General features: G+C 50.5%; 22 protein-coding genes. 1 reads left to right on the forward strand and 21 read right to left on the reverse strand.

Annotation, left to right across the window (positions count from 1 at the left end; translation table 11 throughout):
- From KNP74_RS04450 to KNP74_RS04545, 20 genes are all read right to left on the reverse strand, one after another.
- Window positions 1-197, reverse strand: a 197-nt coding sequence (locus KNP74_RS04450) for a hypothetical protein (RefSeq protein WP_214763541.1), incomplete at its 3' end; no start/stop codon positions are given.
- Window positions 198-382: 185 nt separating this feature from the next.
- Window positions 383-1021, reverse strand: a complete 639-nt coding sequence (locus KNP74_RS04455; protein ID WP_214763543.1) for a sugar transferase — start codon at window positions 1019-1021, stop codon at window positions 383-385.
- Window positions 1022-1033: 12 nt separating this feature from the next.
- Window positions 1034-2092 (reverse strand): dTDP-glucose 4,6-dehydratase, encoded by a 1059-nt coding sequence (gene rfbB, locus KNP74_RS04460; protein WP_214763545.1) that lies wholly within the window; start codon window positions 2090-2092, stop codon window positions 1034-1036.
- Entirely contained in the window at window positions 1998-2969 is a 972-nt protein-coding gene (gene rfbA / locus KNP74_RS04465; protein WP_214763547.1) for a glucose-1-phosphate thymidylyltransferase RfbA, read from the reverse strand. The genes rfbB and rfbA overlap by 95 nt, the downstream gene beginning before the upstream one ends.
- Window positions 2966-4144 carry a DegT/DnrJ/EryC1/StrS family aminotransferase gene (locus tag KNP74_RS04470; protein ID WP_214763549.1) on the reverse strand — a complete coding sequence of 393 codons (1179 nt, stop codon included), beginning with the start codon at window positions 4142-4144 and terminating at the stop codon, window positions 2966-2968. The genes rfbA and KNP74_RS04470 overlap by 4 nt, the downstream gene beginning before the upstream one ends.
- A 10-nt stretch (window positions 4145-4154) precedes the next feature.
- Window positions 4155-4871 carry a WbqC family protein gene (locus KNP74_RS04475; protein ID WP_214763551.1) on the reverse strand — a complete coding sequence of 239 codons (717 nt, stop codon included), beginning with the start codon at window positions 4869-4871 and terminating at the stop codon, window positions 4155-4157.
- Window positions 4872-4883: 12 nt separating this feature from the next.
- Window positions 4884-6014 carry a glycosyltransferase family 4 protein gene (locus KNP74_RS04480; protein WP_138858902.1) on the reverse strand — a complete coding sequence of 377 codons (1131 nt, stop codon included), beginning with the start codon at window positions 6012-6014 and terminating at the stop codon, window positions 4884-4886.
- Entirely contained in the window at window positions 6011-7168 is a 1158-nt protein-coding gene (wecB, locus tag KNP74_RS04485) for a non-hydrolyzing UDP-N-acetylglucosamine 2-epimerase (protein ID WP_138858901.1), read from the reverse strand. Before wecB ends, KNP74_RS04480 begins: the two co-directional genes overlap by 4 nt.
- Window positions 7095-8279, reverse strand: a complete 1185-nt coding sequence (locus KNP74_RS04490; RefSeq protein WP_214763552.1) for a polysaccharide biosynthesis C-terminal domain-containing protein — start codon at window positions 8277-8279, stop codon at window positions 7095-7097. The genes wecB and KNP74_RS04490 overlap by 74 nt, the downstream gene beginning before the upstream one ends.
- Window positions 8276-9301, reverse strand: coding sequence for a polysaccharide biosynthesis protein (locus tag KNP74_RS04495; RefSeq protein WP_034778988.1), 1026 nt, complete (start codon window positions 9299-9301; stop codon window positions 8276-8278). The genes KNP74_RS04490 and KNP74_RS04495 overlap by 4 nt, the downstream gene beginning before the upstream one ends.
- Window positions 9302-9493: 192 nt before the next feature.
- Complete coding sequence (locus KNP74_RS04500; protein ID WP_214763554.1) at window positions 9494-11035, reverse strand: oligosaccharide flippase family protein; 1542 nt, start codon at window positions 11033-11035, stop codon at window positions 9494-9496.
- Between the two features lie 15 nt (window positions 11036-11050).
- Window positions 11051-12115: an EpsG family protein gene (locus KNP74_RS04505; protein WP_214763556.1), complete on the reverse strand. Its 1065-nt coding sequence runs from the start codon at window positions 12113-12115 to the stop codon at window positions 11051-11053.
- Between the two features lie 22 nt (window positions 12116-12137).
- Complete coding sequence (locus tag KNP74_RS04510) at window positions 12138-13073, reverse strand: glycosyltransferase family 2 protein (protein ID WP_214763557.1); 936 nt, start codon at window positions 13071-13073, stop codon at window positions 12138-12140.
- 54 nt (window positions 13074-13127) lie between these two features.
- Window positions 13128-13832, reverse strand: a complete 705-nt coding sequence (locus KNP74_RS04515) for a CpsD/CapB family tyrosine-protein kinase (protein ID WP_214763559.1) — start codon at window positions 13830-13832, stop codon at window positions 13128-13130.
- On the reverse strand, window positions 13795-14571 hold the full coding sequence (locus KNP74_RS04520; protein ID WP_214763560.1) for a YveK family protein: 777 nt from the start codon (window positions 14569-14571) through the stop codon (window positions 13795-13797). The genes KNP74_RS04515 and KNP74_RS04520 overlap by 38 nt, the downstream gene beginning before the upstream one ends.
- A 134-nt stretch (window positions 14572-14705) precedes the next feature.
- Window positions 14706-15863 carry a glycosyltransferase family 4 protein gene (locus tag KNP74_RS04525; RefSeq protein WP_214763562.1) on the reverse strand — a complete coding sequence of 386 codons (1158 nt, stop codon included), beginning with the start codon at window positions 15861-15863 and terminating at the stop codon, window positions 14706-14708.
- A gap of 13 nt (window positions 15864-15876) precedes the next feature.
- Window positions 15877-16929, reverse strand: a complete 1053-nt coding sequence (locus KNP74_RS04530; protein WP_214763565.1) for a glycosyltransferase family 2 protein — start codon at window positions 16927-16929, stop codon at window positions 15877-15879.
- A 177-nt stretch (window positions 16930-17106) separates the two neighbouring features.
- On the reverse strand, window positions 17107-18060 hold the full coding sequence (locus tag KNP74_RS04535) for a glycosyltransferase family 4 protein (RefSeq protein ID WP_251130075.1): 954 nt from the start codon (window positions 18058-18060) through the stop codon (window positions 17107-17109).
- A gap of 421 nt (window positions 18061-18481) precedes the next feature.
- Window positions 18482-19390 carry a D-2-hydroxyacid dehydrogenase gene (locus KNP74_RS04540; protein ID WP_214763566.1) on the reverse strand — a complete coding sequence of 303 codons (909 nt, stop codon included), beginning with the start codon at window positions 19388-19390 and terminating at the stop codon, window positions 18482-18484.
- Window positions 19387-20232 (reverse strand): aldolase/citrate lyase family protein, encoded by an 846-nt coding sequence (locus tag KNP74_RS04545; RefSeq protein ID WP_214763567.1) that lies wholly within the window; start codon window positions 20230-20232, stop codon window positions 19387-19389. The genes KNP74_RS04540 and KNP74_RS04545 overlap by 4 nt, the downstream gene beginning before the upstream one ends.
- A gap of 283 nt (window positions 20233-20515) precedes the next feature.
- Between KNP74_RS04545 and KNP74_RS04550 the strand changes: the two genes are divergently transcribed.
- Window positions 20516-21163 (forward strand): acetyltransferase, encoded by a 648-nt coding sequence (locus KNP74_RS04550; protein WP_214763568.1) that lies wholly within the window; start codon window positions 20516-20518, stop codon window positions 21161-21163.
- 42 nt (window positions 21164-21205) lie between these two features.
- Here the strand turns inward: KNP74_RS04550 and KNP74_RS04555 are convergent, their stop codons facing one another.
- Entirely contained in the window at window positions 21206-21661 is a 456-nt protein-coding gene (locus tag KNP74_RS04555) for a hypothetical protein (protein WP_214763569.1), read from the reverse strand.
- Window positions 21662-21838 lie beyond the last annotated feature (177 nt).

The raw sequence follows: 21838 nt of genomic DNA on the forward strand, positions 1-21838 counted from the left end.
GTCACCCACGGTTGCTTACTAAGGTTGTCACTGACTCGGATTTCTACCGGCACCTGGTCCCCGACCGTGTAGCGTCCCTCACCTGTTGAATAGCTGATCAACTTCGGAGCCTCGAAATCAGGAGCCCCCAACACCCTCCAATTAAACGAACTAAATACCAACAACATCACTACAATCAAACTGACCCACTTTTTCATTCATATCTTCCTTTGTACTTTATATGTAACACCCATTAAGATTTTCCAAAGAACAATATACCATCTAATTTCTAAATTTTGTCTCCTGTTTTTATAAAAAGGTGTATGTTTTTCGATACCACGACATAAAAAATACCAGGTGTCCGTCAGACGATTTGTCCAACCGAAAACCTGGTCATCACCAATCATTTACTCCCAATCCGATACTCCGCCTCAATGACCTCATCCCCCATAAACGCCTCCATCGTCGCCGCCGTATCCGACGAGATGCCGTCCTTCTTCACGACTTTCCCGACCGTCTGCAGGATGATCTTCCAGTCATTGAGAAACGTGACGTTGTCGACGTACTTCGCGTCGAGCGCAAAGCGATCAGGCCACGACAACCGGTTCCGTCCGTTCACTTGCGCGAGGCCCGTCAGTCCGGGACGGACGTCGTGTCGTCGGCGCTGTTCCTCGTTATATCGCGGTAAATACTCGACGAGCAACGGGCGCGGTCCGACGATGGCGATGTCGCCCTTGACGATGTTGAGCAGACTCGGTAGCTCATCGAGACTGAGTGACCGGAGCGTCTGACCGAACGGGGTCAAGCGCACCTCGTCCGGCAACAGCTCGCCGTGCTCATCCCGCTCATCGGTCATCGTCCGAAACTTCACCATCTCGAAGATGACGCCGTCTTTCCCGGGACGTTTTTGTTTGAACAGTACCGGTCCCCCGAGCTTCCACTTGATGAGACCCGCGACCGTCACGAGGACGGGACTTAAAACGAGCAGTGAGATCGTCGCAAGAATCATGTCTTGCGGACGTTTCACAAAACGTGCATACATGGGAACTCCCTCCTATCGGAACGAAGAATACATCGAGTCGTAGTAGGATTGATACGCACCGGACACAATCCGTTCAATCCATTCAGGATGCTCCACATACCATTGAATCGTCTCGACGATTCCATCTTCAAATCGATATCGCGGGGTCCATCCGAGTTCGTCGGCCATCTTGGTCGCGTCGATCGCGTAACGTCGATCGTGTCCCGGACGGTCTTTCACGAATTGAATCAACTCGTCTGACTGTCCGAACGCTTTAAGGATGATGTGAACGAGCTCCAAGTTTGTTTTTTCATTATGCCCCCCGATGTTGTAAACCTCACCGAACCTTCCGTTCTCTCGAACAACATCGATGGCCTCACAGTGATCGCTCACATGCAACCAATCCCGAATCTGTTGCCCGTCGCCGTAAACCGGTAACGGCAAGTTCGACATACAGTTATGAATCATGAGCGGGATGAGCTTCTCCGGGAACTGGTACGGCCCATAGTTGTTGCTGCATCGCGTCGTCTTGACCGGCAACCCGTACGTCTCGTGATAAGCCCGAACGAGCAGGTCAGAGCTCGCTTTCGAGGCCGAATACGGGCTGTTCGGGGCAATCGGCGAGTCCTCGGTGAAATAACCGGTCGCGCCGAGTGACCCGTACACTTCATCCGTCGACACATGGACAAAACAGACGCCTGCCTCATACTCCCGGCTGTACTTATCATCAGGGGCGACTTTCCAATGACGCATCGCCGTGTCGAGCAGCACTTGCGTCCCGAGAACGTTTGTCGTCAAAAACAGTTCAGGCTCGGTGATGCTACGGTCCACATGCGATTCTGCTGCGAAGTGGACGACTTCATCGACTTCATACGTCGTGAACAATCGGTCCATTGCTTGCCGATCACGAATGTCGGTTTTCTCGAAATGGTAGAGGGGATCTGCCTCGAACTCCCGAAGGTTCTCGAGATTCCCTGCATACGTGAGCGCATCGACGTTAAGAATGCGGTACGCTGGATGTTTTGCCCGCAAGTGTTTTATGAAATTTGAACCGATGAACCCGGCTCCGCCAGTCACTAGGATTGTTCGCATCCGTTCTCTCTCCTTCCTCGACGAGTGATAAGAGATATTGTCCATAATCGGTCATCTTGAGCGTCAAACCGATATCCTTCAACTCGTCTCGTGTGATGAATCCGCGACGCCAGGCGATTTCTTCGAGACAGGCGATGTAATAACCTTGCCGCTCTTGGACCGTTTGGACGAACACGGACGCTTTGATCATACCTTCTGGCGTTCCGGTGTCGAGCCATGCCATCCCTCGTCCGAACAGCACGACGTTCAACTCCCCGCGCTCGAGATACATGTTGTTGATCGACGTGATTTCAAGTTCGCCCCTTGCGGAAGGTTCGACACGTTTGGCGAATTCGACAACTTGATTGTCGTAGAAGTATAGTCCCGGGACCGCATAATTCGATTTTGGGGCCGCCGGTTTTTCTTCAATCGAGACGACCCGGTTTTCGGCATCGAATTCGACGACACCAAAGGCTCGCGGATCTTTTACCGGGTAGCCAAAGACAGTCGCCCCTTGTTTTTTCGCTTGCGCGTGTTTCAAGAAGCGCGTCAAATCGGGTCCGTAAAACACGTTATCCCCTAAGATGAGACAGACCGAATCATCGCCGATAAAATCCGCTCCTAGAATAAAGGCGTCGGCCAGTCCGACCGGCTTCGTCTGCACTTTATAGGAAATGTCGATGCCGAGCTGATGGCCGTCCCCGAACAGACGCTCATATCCACCGATATCTTGCGGGGTCGAAATGAGCAGGATTTCTCGAATCCCCGCTAACATCAACACGGACATCGGATAGTAAATCAACGGTTTATCGTAGACCGGTAACAGTTGTTTGGAGACGGCCTTTGTCATTGGATAGAGGCGCGTTCCGTTCCCGCCTGCTAATATGATGCCTTTCATCGTTTCATCATCCTTTCTTGAATCACCGTGCAAATCCGTGTCACGTCTTCTGCGGCAAGGTCTGGATAAAGCGGAAGTGTCAGTACCCGCTCGGCAATCTCACGGGCGACGGGGGTGCTGCGGCTCGCAAACCGGTTCTGATTCCACGCATAATCCGTCACGAGCGGATAGAAATACTTCCGGGTGAAGATGCCTTCCTTCGCCAAGGCGTCATGCAGCTCATCCCGTCGATTCTCCTCCGCCGTCAAGATGATGGGATAATAGGAATGGTTCGTTTTGACGCCGGGTTGAGGTGTCAGGATTCGAATCCCTTGGACGTTTTTGAGTAACGCGTCATATTGCTCGCGCACGCGTTTCCGACGCATGATCGTCTCCTCAATATGACGCAAGTTACATAACCCCATCGCCGCCTGAAACTCATTCATTTTGGCGTTTCCACCCGGCTCTTGAACCGTTTCCGGGCCAGTAATGCCAAAGTTTTTCAACTGATCGAAACGGGGCTTCAAGGCCGGGTCATTGTACGTCAAGGCGCCACCTTCAATCGTATGGAACACTTTCGTGGCGTGGAAACTGAACATCGAGACGTCCCCGAACGAGCCGATTCCTCGACCGTTCACGTTGACGCCGAACGTATGGGCCGCGTCATAGATCACTTTCAGGTTGTGTTGCTTGGCAATCGCTTCGATTGCCTCGACGTCGCATACATTTCCGTACACATGGACGGGTAGGATGGCCGAGGTTTTCGTCGTGATCAGTCGCTCTAATTTGGAAGCGTCGAGTGTAAAGTCGTCTGGACGGATATCTCCGTACACGGGTGTCAGCCCTTTACGGATTAAGGCGTGACTCGTCGAAGCAAAGGTAAAAGGGGTCGTGATGACTTCTCCCGTCAATCCGAATGCCTCGATTGCCGTCTCGAGTGCCAAGTGTCCGTTCGTGAACAGGGATACATGCTCGACTCCTAAATAATCAATCAACTCATGCTCGAGTTGCTGATGTTTGGCGCCGTTGTTCGTCAACCATCCCGATGCCCACAACTCACGAATCTCATCCGAATACTCTTCAAATGATGGGAGTATCGATTTGGTGACGGGAATAGCTTCTGGCGGACGGTCAGGCTGATTTGATGCTGGATGAGCCGGAAATGCGGCGGATTGGATATCGACGATGTGTAGCATAAGGCACCTCCTAGGTCACTTGGCGATTCGAGACGAGTGCGTACCGTTCAAGCATGAATTGGATTTCCGGTTTGGAACAATGCATCATCACGTCGATGATGGACAAGTTCGGTTGGAACGTATAGGGTCCTTGATCGTACGTGATTGAATCGGTCTTGATAAACGATAGATCAATCCTCGCCTGTTCGAACACATCGGCATCATACAAGCACATTCCGTTGATTGCATTCACGTAATGCGTCGCCCTTAACTGTTCACACATCTTGATAATCCTCGTTTGGCCCTTCAATCCGAATCCAGCGTTCAACTCCGACGAAAGAATGAATGTCGTCGAGATGCCGAGATACCGTGCGACTTCCTCGATGCCGTTTGCCAAATACTTCCCGACGTTTCGTTCGGGATGACGAATCACTCGTTCGAGCAATGGGAAGACGTGTTCGAACTGAGGGGCTTTGTGATAGGCGTGTCGCAACAGTTTCAACTGTTGTTCGGCAATCTCATCCGGTTGTGCCCGTTCATGGTCGCAAATCAAACGATTTTGGCTCATCTTTTGAATTGATAACGTGAACGGGTGAGGGTTTCCATCAATCAGGACACGATTTCGATGAATCCACCCTTTTTTGATGAAATGAACGTCGTCATACACAACGAATGTATCGACCGCATGGATCAACTGGAAGTACCCGATATAAGGGAAGAAGTAAGGTTGCATGATGCCCACGTTCATGACGTCTCTCCTTTACGAAATGATTTGTTTCGCGCGTAACGTGTCATAGTATCCTTTGGCCGTGACATCGTTTCGATGGAACTTGACGAGTTCCCGCGATAACATGCCATGTTCGATGAGACGCTCCGGATGTTCGAGGTACTGTTCAATCCCTCGTTCGATCGATTCGACCGTGATGTCACACATGTAGCAGTTCTTTCCGTCTACGGAGTGATGGGAGACGTTATTGATTTGATCGCTGATGACGACCCCCATGCCTGAGGCTCTCGCTTCGATGATGGTCCCGTTCCCGTTCGAATACGTGGCCGGCAGGACCAAGATATCCGCTTGTTCATACACTTTCGGCATCTCGTCCCACGCCCGGATCTCATCTAAGAAGTGGACGTTCTTCAAATCGTGCTCTGCGATATATGCTTTACACGCCTCGAGTTGTTGTCCTGAATTATTCAAATAGAGTTCGAGGGAATAGCGTTTTGATAAATTCCGATATGCTTCTAACACGAGCAGCGGCTGATAGCGTTCGACGAGACGATTCGCAAACAAAAGTTTGAAGGTGTCGCCTGGCTGTTTCCGTCTCAACCCATGATCGAAGTAAGCATCAATGTCCTGTGCATATGTCGCATGCACAACTTTTTCAGGATCAAACCCGAGATGGTCCTTGAATTGCTCGACCGCTACCGTCCCCATCCCGAAATATAAGTCGGCATCCTTGAACATCCAGTGCAACAGTTTCGTTTTATATGGATTGTCTTGAGGATTCGTGAGCCGATCAGAAGGGTCGTCGTCATTTTGTAGCGGACGAATCGGTTCACTCATGACGACGGTCTTGATTCCGAACAGTTTTGCCACTCTCACGATGCCGGCATGTCCAGCCATGAATCCGCCGAGTAGGATGACATCCGGTTTGAACCGAATCAGCTCTGGGATCAATCCGAGCGAGAGATAACCGAGTTTTGGAAACCACTTCGTGTGTTTTAAGATTTGACACTTCTCGCCGAGCGGGATTTTCCACCAGTCCGGCCGATTTTGATCGAGGTGTTCATAAAACCAAAATTCAGCGTCAAAATATTCTTCCAAGGCGTAGCACAGTTTCACTTGATAAGGGGAAGCGATATTCCCGATAAAGACGAGTTTTTGTTTCATCGTTCACCCTCCCTTACGGTTTGACGGGGGTCGGTCGTGCCTTTCCATACCTCGCGTCGGACATAATCCGTGTACGAGATCAAAATCCGTACCACTTTGTCCGAGACGTTCGGCATGCTGTAGTCACTGACGAGGCGAGGCCGCTCCTGCTCCATGACGACCGACAATCCTTGTAAGATTCGCTCTTTCTCAAGCCCGACCATCAAGACGGCCCCTTCTTCCATCGCCTCCGGCCGCTCATGCGTCTCTCGGATATTCAACCCTCTCAATCCAAGGATGGAAGACTCTTCGCTAATCGTCCCGCTGTCACTGAGCACCGCTTTGGCGTGCAGTTGAAGGTGGTTATAGTCGACAAATCCGAGCGGCTTGAGGAGCCGGACCAGCGGATGGAACGAGACGTTCAATTCATGAATCCGCTTCATCGTCCGTGGATGGGTGCTGACGATGACCGGTAGTCCATACTGCCCCGCGATTGCGTTCAAACTGTCGACAAGTGCCAAGAAGTGTTTGTCGGAGTTGACGTTCTCTTCTCGATGCGCCGAGACGATGAAGTAGTGGTCCGGAGTCAGTTCAAGCCGGCTCAGCACATCTGACTGTTCAATCGCCTCTCGTTTCGACATCAACACCTCGAACATCGGGCTTCCCGTCTTGATGATTCGTTCCGCCGGGAGCCCTTCTCGGAGAAGGTATTCCCGGGCGATATCGCTGTACGTCAAATTCACGTCCGCGGTATGGTCGACGATCTTGCGGTTGATTTCTTCCGGGACACGTTGGTCGAAGCAACGGTTTCCCGCCTCCATATGGAAAATCGGGATTTTCCGGCGTTTGGCTGCAATCGCCGCAAGACAAGAGTTTGTATCTCCGAGAATCAACACCGCATCCGGACGTTCGAGTTCAAGCACGGGATCGACTTGGATGAGAATGTTACCAATCGTCTCAATCGGGCTGCCCGTCGCAGAATTAAGAAAGTAATCGGGTTTTCGCAAAGAGAAATCCTCGAAAAACACTTCATTTAATTCATAGTCATAATTTTGTCCCGTATGCACGAGGACGTGCTCGATGGCCTCAGAGTGTTCCAGTTTATGAATAACGGCCGACAGGCGTATGATTTCGGGACGCGTCCCGACGATGGTCATCACTTTGAGTCGTTTCATCTTGCACCTCCATAAAGTATGTGTCCGGGTTGTTCGGGTCATAGGCCTCATTCACCCACATGACGGTCACCAAGTCGGTCGTTCCGATGTTTTCAATGTTGTGTGTATAGCCGGTCGGGATATCGAGCACACGCATCATCTCTCCCGTGACGTGATACGTATGGACCTCGTTCTCTCCGACCTTGCGGAAACGAATTAACGCCTCGCCGCTGACCACGAGGAACTTTTCATTTTTCGTGTGGTGCCAGTGGTTCCCTTTCGTAATTCCCGGCTTGGCAACGTTGACGGACACTTGTCCCCGGTCGGGTGTCCGGATGAATTCCGTGAACGACCCGCGTGCATCTTCATTCAACTTCAAGTCATAAGCGAAGCGATCGACAGGCAAGTAACTGAGGTACGTGCTGTACAGTTGCTTCGTAAACACATCCTCTAAATTCGGGACGGCCAAGCTTTGGCGACTTTCTTTGAATGTCTGTAACAAGTCGGCGATTCGGCCGAGCTCGATTGGCGGATGGACTGCAACTTCTTCCTCATACACGGCCTGGGTTCGTCTTCTCACATCGAGCAAGCCGACCAACGCATCGATCACGTCATCGATATACGCCAGTTGCACGGTGCGTGCCGGGTCGTGAATTTCTATCGGCAAGTCTCGTGCCACCCGATAACAAAATGTTGCGACGACACTGTTATAATTCGGCCGTCCCCACTTTCCGAACAGGTTCGGGAAGCGGATCAGATAGATGGTGCGCCCCGTTTTCTCATGTTCGTGTCTCAAGACGTTCTCCGCCGCGAGTTTACTGCGTCCATACGGATTGTCCTGAGTCGCTTGAATCGAGGAGGCAAACATGATGGGCGCGTCATTCTCATGAGCGGTTAACGATGCGACCAACTGCTCGGTGGACCCGGTGTTCCCTTCCACAAACTCGGTTTCAGTTTCCGAGCGGTTCACCCCGGCCAAGTGGTAGACGAACTCAGCGTGTTGGCAAAATTGTTGAAGTTCGGCTTCCGACGTATCGCGTGTGGACGAGAATACATCGTGACCCCGTGCGGTTAATTCGGCGACCAGATTCTTGCCGATGAATCCAGTTGCCCCGGTGACAAGAATCTTCATGATACTTTCACCCAGCTCGCAAGTTCTTGTTGGATGTACGGAAGGGTCAACAAGAGTTGCTTCACTTGCTCGACGTTCAACTGTTCTGTGTTGGCCGAGTTATATTCGCCCTCGACCGTCAAGCGCTTGCTTCCTTCATTGAAATATTTATCGTAGTTCAAGTCGCGCGTGTCAGCCGGCACCCGGTAAAAGCCGCCCATGTCTTCCGCGACGACATTCTCTTCTCGTGTCAATAACGTCTCGTATGACTTTTCACCATGCCGTGTGCCAATGACTTTGATCGGGTTGTTCGCATGGAACAGCTCGAGCAACGCTTGGGCCAACACTCCAATCGTGGACGCAGGTGATTTTTGGACCATGATATCTCCCGCATGCGCGTTCTTGAAGGCGAAGACGACGAGTTCGACCGCATCTTCGAGACTCATCAAGAATCGTGTCATGAACGGGTCCGTCACGGTCAACGGCTCGCCTCGTTTAATTTGGTCCACGAATAATGGAATGACAGAACCCCTTGATGCCATGACGTTTCCATAACGTGTGCCGCAAATCAATGTTTGGTCCGGGCCCACGGCTTTTGCTTTGGCGACGAAGACTTTTTCCATCATCGCTTTCGAAATGCCCATCGCATTGATCGGATAGGCCGCCTTGTCCGTCGATAGGCAGATGACCTTTTGGACTTGTTGTTCGATGGCCGCGTTCAAGACGTTATCCGTCCCGAGCACGTTCGTCTTCACTGCTTCTAGAGGGAAGAACTCGCACGAAGGAACTTGTTTCAATGCCGCCGCATGAAAGACGTAATCGACGCCGTACATCGCGTTGCGCACACTGTTCACATCACGAACATCTCCGATATAAAATTTGAGTTTATCGTCATGATAGAGCTTACGCATATCGTCCTGCTTTTTCTCGTCTCGTGAAAAAATGCGAATCTCTTTAATATCCGTTTTCAGGAAACGTTGCATGACAGCGTTTCCGAATGAGCCTGTGCCTCCAGTGATCAATAATGTCTTGTCCTTAAACATTGCGAATCCTCTCCTTTGTCATGACGTCAGTTGCTTCTAAAGGTGATGGGAAAGTTGAGTTGGAAACAATTGCAATGATGTTGATACTATCGTGTTACCCGTCTCATTGTGAGAATAGGAAAGAAATGTCTATCATTTTTTTGAAAGATGACATGTCTAATGTTTGCATCCCTTGAAAAAAAGACACCCCGTTCAGGATGTCTTCGATGCATATCTGATAAACCCACGCAACAGTTCTTTTTCATCATCCCGAAACGTAAAGATCCATAGAAAGATAAAGTAGACGAGACCGACCGCAGCAGCTTTAAAGAGAAAATGAATCAGTGAGTCGACAGGTAAGTATCGTTGTACCACTAGGCCCGCCACGCCTAGAAAAACCAACGCTGGTGCAGTCTTCACATGGCATTCGTAGAAAAATTTCCACATATTTAATTTCAAGACGCGTATATACACGATGTTCATAAAGACGACAGTACCGACCAAATTCCCAATCAAGATGGCGATGGCAGCACCAATCGCCCCGTAATGCGGCGATAAGAGAAGCGACAGGATCACACTGACCATCGCGACGATGAGCGATGCGAACGCCCGGTACTTGATTTGATTGACCGCGATCAACGTCGTGTAGGCGATTTCTTGCGTCAACGTGATGATTCCAGGAAGAATGAGTAATAACGCGACCACATAGGACGGAAAGAAGTCGGGACCCACCCATAGACCGATGAACTCCCGTCCCATCGTCGCAAAACTGATGATAATCAATCCGACGATGTACAACTGGATGCGTCCGACACGGACCAATAAGTTATCCAATTCGGACTGTCGATTATAGGTGGTCATACGCGTGACCTTCGGCAGGAAGAGTGATCCGATCGCTGATGAAATGGTCCAAACGTATCCCTCAATGACCATCCCGATTGAGAACAAGGCGATGGAGGCACTGCTCGCCAAAGCCCCGAGAATGGTCGGGGTGATGTTCAAGATGAAACGTTGGGCGATAGCGATGACGGTCGTCCAAGAGGAGAAGGAAAAGATATCCCGGTACATCGAACGGCTGTTATGCAAAAAGTCGATGGCCGTCTCCGTTCTGCGGAGCAGGTAGATGCCTTTGCCGATGATGATGGATAGACCGACGATGGCGTTGACGAAAACGAGTGCGTACAAGCCAAATCCGAACAAGAGCGCACCAATCATCAAGACGACGGTCGATACTTTCTCGATCAAGTTGAACCAGTTGAGGACGACGAACCGTTCGTTCGCGATAAAAATCCCATTGAACGGTTTGGTCGGGAACAAGACGACGATGTAAAAGCCGACCATGATATATAAAACTTTAAGCGTCTCCACTTCAGTCGGTGATAGACTCGCGTAAATCGTATCGATCATCACGTACACACCAATCAGGACAATTCCAATCAGAATTGCAATGCCGAGGAAAAGTTTGAACGCGACACCTAGAAAACGGGACGCTCCTTCTGAATCTCCGAGCGCATGATATTTTGACAGGAAGCGTGACACCGCCGCCTCCAAGCCGAAATCTAGCGCGAAGATGCTGACGAGCGACAGCGATAGCATATAGAGTCCATAGTTCGCCTTCCCAATTTCCGCAATCATCCATGGTGTGTAGAACAGCCCGGCGAGGATATTAAATCCGATGGCGATGTAAGACATGAGTACACCGATTTTGATTTGCCGTGAACTTTTTTGTTCATCAAACTCCACTTTCGTCGTCACCAGATTCCCCTCCCCTTATTTCTGTTGCCAAAAGAACATATAAAGCGGTTCGTTACGGACAAACAAGAGCAACAGCATCGTGATGGCCACGTAATAGACGAGCAGGCGCTCCCGACGTTCGAAGGAACGGATCAGTTCTGGGATCAACAACATGACGAAGATGGAAAAATATTGGACGATTCGCATCATCGAGGGGTTGATGAACGTGAGCGGCAGAAAGCAAAGCGCGAGCAGCAAGGCGTTCAAATAATGAGTCACGTTCGGATTGACCGCAATCATCTGCTCACGTCGCCAAAGCGACACAATCGTGATCAAAATCAAAATCATAGAGAAGTTAAACGTCCCTGCCCCCGTGTAATACTCATATTCGTTGTAACCGCTGATGGTACGGAAGAATTCGAACAATTGGACGCGAAACACGAACAAGAATGGGATCAAAGCACCCATGAACAACAGATAACGCGGCGTGATCGTCTTCGTTGCCAAGAAATAAAACGGAAGGAAGACGAGTGCGGATTTATGAATCGTCGCTGCAAGCAATACGGCCCCGACAAATGGCCAAAATCGTCTCGTTTGAATAAAATAGTAACCAATCAATACAGCGATGGCCGTCGCAATCGTTTGCCGGATGCCGGTGATGGCAAAGAAAGCATAGAACAAGGTCGAGAAAATCAAGAAACTGAGCAGCGGTTCTGTCGAGTTTCGGTATATCCAGACTCCGAACGGGATGAGGAACAAGAGCGCGACCGTCACGAGATACCACTGATAGTTTTCGGTTACGAGTTGAATCATCTTCTGCAACAGATAGTACCCTGGATCTCGACCGTCCCCATCTCCAAACACAACGTTGACAAAATTATCACTTAATCGCTCCCACGAGATTCGCTTCGTCTCATCGAACATCCATTTGTATTGCATCGTGTCCGCTCCGACGCTGAAGTGACGAAACCCAGACAATAGAATCCATTGGCCCGTCGCAATCGTCACAAACAGCAGTTTCCCATGCTTGATTCCGTCATCACGCAGGAGGAGCGCCGCCCATGCGATCAGAAGCAACATATTAATCAGATAGATCCACATACGACCTCCTCCTTTTCGACTGTCAGCGATAACGAAGGTTCATCATGCCCCGGTAAAGAGTCAATAGGCGATGATAGATGAACGAAGAGACAAGTAATATTTTTTGATCGACCCAATTCAAGTGCCGATTCCCGTCGAACCGTCGAATCAACTCGTCCCTGACTTCTGGTTCGGTCGAACGATAGACGGCTTTAAACACGGTTTTAATCTGTGGTGTTGTCTCACTGTTGATTGCGTCAAGTCGAATCAATAGCTGTTCGAAGAAACGAGCCGTTTCAATCGGTGCGAGGTTCGCAATCTTTTTCGTTTGTTGCTTCGCATGAATGCGCGTCTTCTCATGCGGCTCTGTCGTCATCTTGAAATGGTAGCCCTCCAGAGCCAAATCAGTGAAACACACCCAGTCCTGGATATACCGATACGACGTCGGAAACCCACCGACGCGTTTGAGTGCTTGTTTCGGAATCAATAAGGCGCATCCGCTCAAGCACGCGTCCAGCAACAAGTACTTGAACATGTCTTCGTTCGTATACATACCTTTCGGTTGTCTTCTCGGTCGATGAATCGGACGTCCCGACTCATCAATCAATTTCGTACCGCATGAAAGGATATGGTGTTCCGCCTGCTCACCTAGTTTCTCTAGATGCTGGACCTGTGTTTTGATTTTATCTGCGGTATAGAGGTCGTCATGACTCAGCCACGAGAACCATTCGCCTCGCATCTTCTCGATTCCTAAATTGAGCGCAGTCGATACCCCGCCATTCGGTTTTTCGAAGTACCGAATCCGATTCCCAAAGCTACGGGCAATCTCCGCCGTCGCCCCACCATCGGTCGAGCCATCGTTGACTACAATCACTTCTACCCGCTCATACGTTTGGGCGAGGGCACTTTCAATCGTTTCCTTCAAATAGTCCGCTCCATTGTAGACGGGGATGACAATCGAGACGAGTGGGTTTTTCATTTCGCTTCCTCCTCTTGCTTCCCGTAATTCAAATCAAATCAGCCGATTGATGCTTCATTCATACGTGTATGCGTAGTATGCATCCTTGCCGGCTCGTTCTCGTTTGTTCATCACGATCCCCAACATATGGGCGCCAGACAAGACGAGTTGTTCTTTCGCTTTCAGCACTAGGTCCCGATTCGAATTATCACAACCCACGACGAGGATTGTCCCATCGGTCTCACTCGCGAGAAGTCGGCTGTCCGCCACGTGCATGAGCGGTGGCGCATCCAAGATGATCAAGTCGTACTTCGCTTTCACCTCATCCAACAATTGCTTCATCATCGGCGATGCGAGCAGTTCCGACGGGTTCGGCGGAATCGGACCCGCTGCCAACAAGTGAAGCTTCGGCACTTTTGTCATTTGAACCGAACGGTCGAACGTCGTCCGTTTGGCGAGGACGGTGGACAATCCCGTTTGACCCGCAAGCTGGAACGTGAAATGGACCGTCGGCTTGCGCATGTCACAATCCATGAGCAGCACCTTTTTTCCAAGTTGTGCGTAGACGATGGCCAAGTTCGAGGCCGTCGTCGATTTCCCTTCGCCTGGTGAAGCCGATGTGACGACGATCGTTTGTAACGTGGCCCCAAGCGCCGTGAACTGTAGATTGGTGCGAATCGTTCGATATTGTTCAGCGATTGGGGATTTAGGATTGGCTAGCGTGATAAGGCTGCGCCCAGAATCACGATGTTTGTCTTGTCTCTTTGACAGGTGGAACATGTGGATCGTCTCCTTTCGGCTCCTTGGCAGCCTCAGTTTTTGGTTTCACTACCTTCGGGTTCATGTCACGTTTTTCAATGACCGGGATCGAACCGATGACCGGCATTGCCAAAATCAGTTCGGCCTCACGCTCATCGTGAATCCGTTTATCGAACGTATGACGGATGAGGGCGAGTACGCCTCCGACCACAAAGCCCGCAAGCAGCCCGATCGCAGTATTCATAATGATATTCGGGGCGATTGGTTCGCCTGGTACGACGGCTTCTGATAGGATGCGAACATTGTCGATATTCATCAAATCAGGAATCTCACTGGCGAACACGCGTGTGATGACGTTGGCAATCTCGGTAGCAACGACCGGATTCCCGTACTCCACAACGATGTTAATGACTTGTGATTCTTCTTCACTTTCGACTAAAAGAATCTCACTAATGTCTTTCGGTGCTTCCGCCACTCGAGCTTGGACCTCGTTCAAAATGGCCGGGCTGCGCATAATGACTCGATATGTGTTCACAAGAGATAGTGAAGATGAGACTTGTGAACTGTCGACGACATTCGTACCGGCCTCTTCCTTCGGTACAATCAGTACTTGTGTCGAGGCCTCATAAGTCGGTGCAATCACATACTGGCTTAAATAGTAGGCTGCACCCCCGCCCACGAGGATCATCAAGAAAAGAAGCAACATATTTTTCTTTAACACCCCGAATATTTCTGAGAGTAACATCGTTTGACTTTTCACTCATAAGCCCTCCTTCAGACAAAGTTGCGTACACTAAAATCCAGTCGTGACGTTGAGGTCGTTCTCTGTCTTTACTCCTTACCCGACGCTCACTGCAAATCGGAAAGAAATCTTTACCATCTTTTCATGAACTATCATGTCGGCTTATCCTGAACGAATTGGGAATAGATGCGACGCATCTCCGATTTCGAACGGTCGACGTCGAACGCTTTGACCGACTCACTGTTATGGAGCCCCATCTGATGGGACAAATCGAAATCGAGTTGCATCGTCCGGATGGCCCGGGCGAATCCGGTCACGTCTTCCGGCGAACATTTGTAGCCGGTCACCCCGTCGATCGAATAGTCATTGATGCCATGCACGTTCGACGTGATGAGCGGGAGTCCGGCGGCCATCGCCTCGAGCGCGGCCATGCCGAGCCCTTCCCGTTTCGATGGGAAGACGAAGCAGTCCGCCGCCTTCATCACTTCGATGACGTCGTCCCGGAAACCGAGCAAGACCACTTGCCGCTCGAGCCCGAGCTGACGAATGAGCCGCTCGAGGTTTTCCTTGTTGTCACCCGTCCCGGCGATCAAATAACGTAGCGTCGGTTCCTTGAGCGAAGCGATGGCGCGGATAATCGTCTCGTGGTTCTTGTTCTCATTCAACTCGCCGACCGACAACAAGACGAAGTCAGTGTCACTGTCGATGCCGAGCGTTAGACGTTTTGCAGGTCGGTCAATCGTAACCGCCTCGATCCGTTTCGTGTCGACGCCAATCCCCGGGATGCGGAACGTGTGCGACGTCTTGAACGTTTGTGCCCGCGAGAAGTCCTCTTCGTTGATGGTGACGATCGTGTCGGTCATGCGGGCGAGCGTCCGTTCGACCGGATAATACAGCATCCAGTTGAGCGACGGACTCCCTTTGAAGAAATGAAAGCCATGCGCGGTGTACATGCATGGTGTGTGCGTCTGACGCGCGACGAGCCGGCCGACGACCCCGCCGATCGGCGAGTGGCAGTGGATGAAGTGATAGCGGTTCGCCGTCATCACGGCTTTCAACTGTTGATAGGCGCGGACGTGGCCGTTCATCTTCTTGATGTCGCGCTCGAAATCGATTTGGAAGAGCGTGACGCCGTTCGCCTCTAAGTCCTGTTTGATGCGGGCAATCTTCTCCGGCGAATACATGCTTCCCCATTCAAAGTTCGTGGCAACATCGACTTGATACCCCATCTCTTGGAGCATGCGGATATTGTCGCGGTTAAAGCTCTCGATCATCGAGACGACCGAGGCGACCATGAGCACTCGTTTCATCGTTTTCTCCTCCTCACACACGTTTCCGAAGATAATCGACCCCACGCAACATTAAGACGAGCGGTACGGTCTGTTCATGTTTACAGAGCTGGAAGAACGTCCGCCATTTGATGTCGAAATAACGCATATCCATCTGCGAGTAGGCGCGTTTATATTCTTCTTGCCGGAGCACTTGTTTCAACGACTCTGCCTGGGCGAAAAGTGACTTCGGCGCGGCGAGTTCGTTCAAGCCGATGCCGATCATGCTGAGGGCGATTCGATTATAGAGCGCGTGATTGTAATCCTCTCCAAGCTGATGTGTCTCGATATAGCGCATCAAGATATGGAAGAACTGCATGCGTGAAGCGATGAGATCTTTATGATAAACACTCGTTTCCGACCTTCTATTCGTTTTTCGATAATGGTAGACCGGATAATCGATATAAATGAATCGGTGGCAATGCTCCAACGCTTGGATTTGAAAATATAAGTCGACGAACGTACCATATGGTCCACCAAATGATAAATGTTTGATGAGATCGCGATGATAGAGCGTGATGCAGTTCGAATTGAGCGCATCCACCGTTTCCGGGTGAGCCAGTTCCTCCCCGACAAGTCCGAACAGACGGCGATGGACATAGCGTCTCGTCTCCTCTGCGTTATATGACAAAAAGTCCGCTTCAAAGATTCGTTTCGGGAGTGAGCGTCCTTCGTATTCGCGCACATACGTCCCCATGACAGCGTCGGCACGTTCAGCCTCTGCATGTTCGACCATCAACCGAATCGCATCCAGGTCCAGCCAATCGTCACTGTCGATGAACATGATGTACTCACCCGATGCCAGTTGAAGCCCTCGATTCCGACAAGCGGAACATCCGCGATTCGTCTGGCTGATGATACGAACACGCGGATCTTTGTCGTAGGTCAACGCAATGTCGAGACTGTGATCCGTACTGCCGTCATCGATACAAATGATTTCAAGATGGGGATATGTTTGGTGGACGAGGCTGTCGAGACACTGTCTCAAATAGGCGCTTGTGTTATAGATGGGTACGACCAAACTGACGAGCGGGGTAAGGCTTGGCATGTGGGTCACTCCTTCTAAGTTGTCGTTTCATGATGTGAGGATGCTATCCTCGTTGTTCCCGTAAGCCCTTTCCGGTAACTCACAAACGGAATGAGCCGTGGATAATCTTTTTGTGAAGTATAAAAAACGAAAAAAACCGATTGCATCATCGCAATCGGTTCGTCTATTGAGGTGTAACTATGGAGTTAACATGTCCTGATAAATCTCTAGCAGACGTTGTAGATTCAATTCTTGGTCGTGGGTGACTTTTGCCCGTTGCTGCGCTGCTGCGGATAAGCTTTTAGCTAGCACATCGTCCTCAAAAACTTTACAGACATAATAAGCCAACATGTAAGGGGCATCATGTTGGTACAGGAACCCTTCTTTTTTATCGGTCAACATATCACTCGTCCCACCTACATAAGACGCGACGGATGGCACTCCTAATAGCATCGCCTCTGCCAATGAATTCGGACTGTTTTCGATGGTAGACGGACAGACAAATACATGGGACTTGAGATAACGTTGGCACATGGCTTGCTCATCCAACGTTCCCGTGAATGAAATATGCCCGCTTAAGTTATACTGGTCAATCAATGATTGAATATAATTGCCATAATGTGTGGCGAACAGCTTATTTTTCAAACCGGACCGATCCGTCAAATCGCTGCCGCCAATGTACAACCTCGCGTCCGGATACCGTTGCAAAATCAACGGCATGGCTTCTAACATGAAATGCAACCCTTTGATGGAATATTGACCTTGGCTCAAGAAAATCGAATGGGGCTCACATTTCTCCCGCTCCCACGTCTCATGGTAAAACGATTCCCGTAACGTCTCGTTGCAATGGAAGTAAGTGGCCTGGTCATTAATTTGTGAGACACACGCCCGGTCCCAAGTTGTTCTGCCGATGACATGGTCCACTTTCCGAATCGCCTCCCGTTCAGCCTCCCCGCGCACTTGGAACGTTTTTCGCAATCCGCTCACATGGTCGTGACGAACCCAGTTTCGAAACGTTTTATTGTGAATGGCGTCTTGGGGCAGTCCGGCAAACGTATGTTTCTCGATGACGGAGACGAGTCCTTGGATGGACACCACCGTCTTCACACCTTGTCGTCGGCAAGCGTTGACCATCGCTAACGTGTGCGGCATCTCTGTCCCAAAGATATGAACGAGGTCTGGCGACACTTCCTGGAGAATTGCTGCAAACCGCTGATGATTTTGAATAGAAGGATCACTCACCTTTTTTATCGGAGAAAATGGATAATATATGATTTTGTCTCCTTCTAACCGTTTCACGCGCTTCGCTTGTTTACTTGGAAATGCGACTGAAAGTTTTACTTCATCAAGATTTGATAAATATCTAGAGGTGTTGACGAGCCATCCACCATATGGGGTTGATGATTCATGTAATAAATGACTTGCCTCGGGCAAAGGAACATTAATCAACCATAACACCTTCATACAAGTCTCACCATCCATCTCTATACGTTATAGTCCTCTCGTTCCCTTATTCGGTCTTGAGCCCCTCACTTCCTTTGTCAGTGAACGATTTACACGTATGCACTGTAGGTCAATTGTTTAACTGCTCGATTTTCAGGTGATCCATAATGTTATGAAATAAACGCTCGTTCACCCGGTCCGACACGTACGAATTGTGGGGGGTGAGCGTCACCCACTCGAAGTTATAGAGCGGATGATCGGACGGGAGCGGCTCGGTCTCAAAGACATCCAAGGCGACCCCGAAGAACTTTCCTTCCTCGAGTGCCGCGATGAGCGCCTCCTCGTCGATGATCGATCCGCGCGCCACATTCAATAGGACGGCATCTTCCTTCATCGCCGCAATCGCCTCGGCATCGATCACATGATACGTGTCGTCGGTGAGTGGCAAGGCGACGACGACGACGTCACTCTCCGCCAATACATCATGCAACTCATCCATCAACACGTAACGGTCGACGAACGGCACTTGTTTCTCGCGATGACCGACACCGATGATCGTCATATCAAACGCCCGGAGCCGGGTCGCAACCGCCTCCCCGACATGACCGAGCCCAAGCAAGGCCACGGTCTTCCCAGTCAATTCGCGTAAACGGCGTTCCTTCTCCCAATGCCGATTCGCCTGCTTCTCGCGAAATGCTGCCCCGTGCTTCATGAAGTCGAGCAGCTGCCAGACGACCCATTCGGCCATCGGCACGGCATACGTGTCGCCGGCGTTATAAACACGGATACCTCGGTCCTCGAGCTCGTCGAGCGGAAGACGGTCGAGTCCGGCACTGACGGCTTGGACGAACCGCAGCCGTTCAAAATCGTCGACGTGACAATATTGGAACACGTTGTTACAAATCAAGCCCTCGACTTCTGAAACGTCGATGTCAGTGACATCCGCCTCTTCACGGAGCGTCGTCACTGTATAGCCAAGTTGTTCGAGTTTTGCGAGTAGTTCAGGAGTCAATCGCACTCCTGTCGACAGCAAATTCAAGATAAGATCCCCTTCCGGTTCTGGATTTCCGCCGTGATGGCATCGACGGTCGAGACGAGGCTCAACCGATTCAATTCCAACCACTCCGGTGTCGCGTGTTCGAGCTGTTGCTCGTACACTCTAATTTTCCATACCCCTTCTTGGAACATTTGTGCCTGTTTGGCGTCAAGTTTTCCAATCGAACCAACGTTAAAAAAGCTGCGCGATAGAATCGCAAGTGACGAACCGAGCCGGACATGCTCCCCAATCACTTTCTCGGCCGGGAGCTTCCCTTCCCCAATCCGGGCGATGCCACCAAAGCCATACGGGATGCCGACCGCCTGCATTTGACGAACAATCGCCTCGATTGTTCCGTCGGCGAGCGGCTCGAATAGGAAACTTTGTCCGTAACTCAAATGAAGGTCGTTCAGCCCGATATGAATATAGTCGATGCCTGTTAATTTGAGCACGTCCGACATACAAGCGACGGCCTCTTTCGTCTCACACAACAGACAGACTTTGGCTCGCTTGTCGACGAGCTCGATGAACGTCTCAACTTCGTCAACCGTCTTGTAGTACGGCAACATGACGACGTCCGCTCCACGGTTAATGACCTCATTGATCTCATAGCGTGAGCCTTGGAAAATCGGATTGACGCGTACGAGCAGCTCGGCATGCTTCAAGACAGCGCGCAACCGGCTCACGTCGCGAATCGCGTGGCGCGAGATGACCGTATCAAGATGACCTTGCCGTTCCTCTTTTCCGTTCAACTCCAAATCGACAAATACCCAGTCGACCCCGTTCTGTTCGGCGAGCAGCGCGATATCCGGCTGGTTCGTGATATACATCAGTTTCAAAGGCATGGCGAGCACTCCTCCCATCGATAGATTACTTTAGGAAAATAGCCCGTCTGAAAAACAACAAAACGGAAATGCGGATAATGCTTTTGCAATCCAAATCATGCTGTTTCAGATTTGTGAACATTCATATTTGTACGTAGTCACACTCCCCCTTCTTCGAATATGTTTTGATATCAAACAATGATCGCAACTTCTTTCTAGTTTTGTTTTAAAAATAGGGAATCGGAAATAACTAACGTACAAGATAAAATTTCGACAGTTTTCGGCAAAAAAGGGGTGGCCAATCATGGAATGGATTGTGATATTTGGTGCAGGCGGTCACGCACAAGTTCTGATTGATATTCTCGAATTGATGGGGGTTTATCGTATTGCTGGAATTTATGATGATAGTCCTTCACTTTTAGGGAAGTTCATTGCAGGATATCCAGTGCTAGGGTTCGTTGATTCGAAAACAGTTGTTCAAAGAGGGATCATTGGCGTCGGAGACAACGTTCATCGTGATCGTATTGCCGAAAAAATTAAGTACCATAACCCAGACTTCAAATTTATCAACGCCATCCACCCGAGCGCCGTCATCGGCAAGAACGTCACGCTCGGTGAAGGGACGGCCGTCATGGCCGGCAGCGTCATCAATCCGAACGCCGTCATCGGTCCGCACAGCATCATCAACACGATGGCATCGGTCGATCACGACTGTGTGCTCGAATCGTTCGCTTCAGTTGCCCCAGGTGCCCATCTCGGGGGCAACGTCCATGTCGGCGCCCGCACGTTCATCGGCATGAGTGCGACGGTCATCCACAACGTCCATATCGGCCACGACACGGTCATCGGTGCCGGGGCCACGGTCGTGAAAGACATCCCGAACCACGTGGTCGCTTATGGCTCACCGGCTAAACCGATCAGGGGTCGAGTCATGAACGAACGATACTTGTGAACACAAAAACGAGGTCTCCCCGCGCCGGGTGACCTCGTTTTTTCATTTCAGCTCGCGATGCAGCTCGCGGTCGGTGATATAATCCGGTTCGAGCTTCAAGATGATTCGCTCGAAATAGCGTTGGAGCAGATACATCCCGCCGACGAGAATGGCGAGTGTGAGGAAAACGGACGGTCCCGGTGACCCAAGCTCGTACCATCCCAAAATCGAATAAAGAATCACTAAACCGAACAACGTCATCCAGAACGGCAACCGGACGAGCCGTTGATACGTCGCATTATCGTTGAACGAGGCTCGAATCGTGCCGAACCGCCACTCGCGAACGAGGAGCGGAATGACGCCAAGAAAACCGAAACCAAGCAAGAGATATTCAGATTGGTCGACCGTCCGGATCAGTGTCCCGGTGATGATGAACGATGCGACTGCTAAAATGATGGCCCAGCGCTGACTTTGTTTTGCGTAGTCGACGAGGCGGCGGATATGTTGTTCACGTCTCATGATTTGGTCTCCTTTTGTAATGGTTAATCTGTGTACGAATTCTGTTCACGTTTGGTTTCAATTCAAAATGATTCCCATCTATAGAAGTGACGGTTTGTCAAATTAAGCGCAACACTTCCTCCGCGAAGGCCTCGTGTGCGGTCTTCCAGCCGAGACATTTCCTCGGCCGCCCGTTGA

It is taken from the genome of Exiguobacterium sp. s141 (genome assembly GCF_018618085.1).
Taxonomy (GTDB): Bacteria; Bacillota; Bacilli; order Exiguobacteriales; family Exiguobacteriaceae; genus Exiguobacterium; species Exiguobacterium mexicanum_A.

Excerpts from the sequence above, each read along its gene's own strand:
- KNP74_RS04515 (WP_214763559.1), bottom strand. The coding sequence starts at position 13,832 with ATGTTCCACCTGTCAAAGAGACAAGACAAACATCGTGATTCTGGGCGC.
- rfbB (WP_214763545.1), bottom strand. The coding sequence starts at position 2,092 with ATGCGAACAATCCTAGTGACTGGCGGAGCCGGGTTCATCGGTTCAAAT.
- KNP74_RS04555 (WP_214763569.1), bottom strand. The coding sequence starts at position 21,661 with ATGAGACGTGAACAACATATCCGCCGCCTCGTCGACTACGCAAAACAA.
- KNP74_RS04455 (WP_214763543.1), bottom strand. The coding sequence starts at position 1,021 with ATGTATGCACGTTTTGTGAAACGTCCGCAAGACATGATTCTTGCGACG.
- KNP74_RS04530 (WP_214763565.1), bottom strand. The coding sequence starts at position 16,929 with ATGCCAAGCCTTACCCCGCTCGTCAGTTTGGTCGTACCCATCTATAAC.
- KNP74_RS04480 (WP_138858902.1), bottom strand. The coding sequence starts at position 6,014 with ATGAAACAAAAACTCGTCTTTATCGGGAATATCGCTTCCCCTTATCAA.
- KNP74_RS04470 (WP_214763549.1), bottom strand. The coding sequence starts at position 4,144 with ATGCTACACATCGTCGATATCCAATCCGCCGCATTTCCGGCTCATCCA.
- KNP74_RS04550 (WP_214763568.1), top strand. The coding sequence starts at position 20,516 with ATGGAATGGATTGTGATATTTGGTGCAGGCGGTCACGCACAAGTTCTG.
- KNP74_RS04545 (WP_214763567.1), bottom strand. The coding sequence starts at position 20,232 with ATGCCTTTGAAACTGATGTATATCACGAACCAGCCGGATATCGCGCTG.
- rfbA (WP_214763547.1), bottom strand. The coding sequence starts at position 2,969 with ATGAAAGGCATCATATTAGCAGGCGGGAACGGAACGCGCCTCTATCCA.
- KNP74_RS04490 (WP_214763552.1), bottom strand. The coding sequence starts at position 8,279 with ATGAAGATTCTTGTCACCGGGGCAACTGGATTCATCGGCAAGAATCTG.
- wecB (WP_138858901.1), bottom strand. The coding sequence starts at position 7,168 with ATGAAACGACTCAAAGTGATGACCATCGTCGGGACGCGTCCCGAAATC.
- KNP74_RS04525 (WP_214763562.1), bottom strand. The coding sequence starts at position 15,863 with ATGAAACGAGTGCTCATGGTCGCCTCGGTCGTCTCGATGATCGAGAGC.
- KNP74_RS04510 (WP_214763557.1), bottom strand. The coding sequence starts at position 13,073 with ATGAAAAACCCACTCGTCTCGATTGTCATCCCCGTCTACAATGGAGCG.
- KNP74_RS04475 (WP_214763551.1), bottom strand. The coding sequence starts at position 4,871 with ATGAACGTGGGCATCATGCAACCTTACTTCTTCCCTTATATCGGGTAC.
- KNP74_RS04495 (WP_034778988.1), bottom strand. The coding sequence starts at position 9,301 with ATGTTTAAGGACAAGACATTATTGATCACTGGAGGCACAGGCTCATTC.
- KNP74_RS04505 (WP_214763556.1), bottom strand. The coding sequence starts at position 12,115 with ATGTGGATCTATCTGATTAATATGTTGCTTCTGATCGCATGGGCGGCG.
- KNP74_RS04535 (WP_251130075.1), bottom strand. The coding sequence starts at position 18,060 with ATGCCGCACACGTTAGCGATGGTCAACGCTTGCCGACGACAAGGTGTG.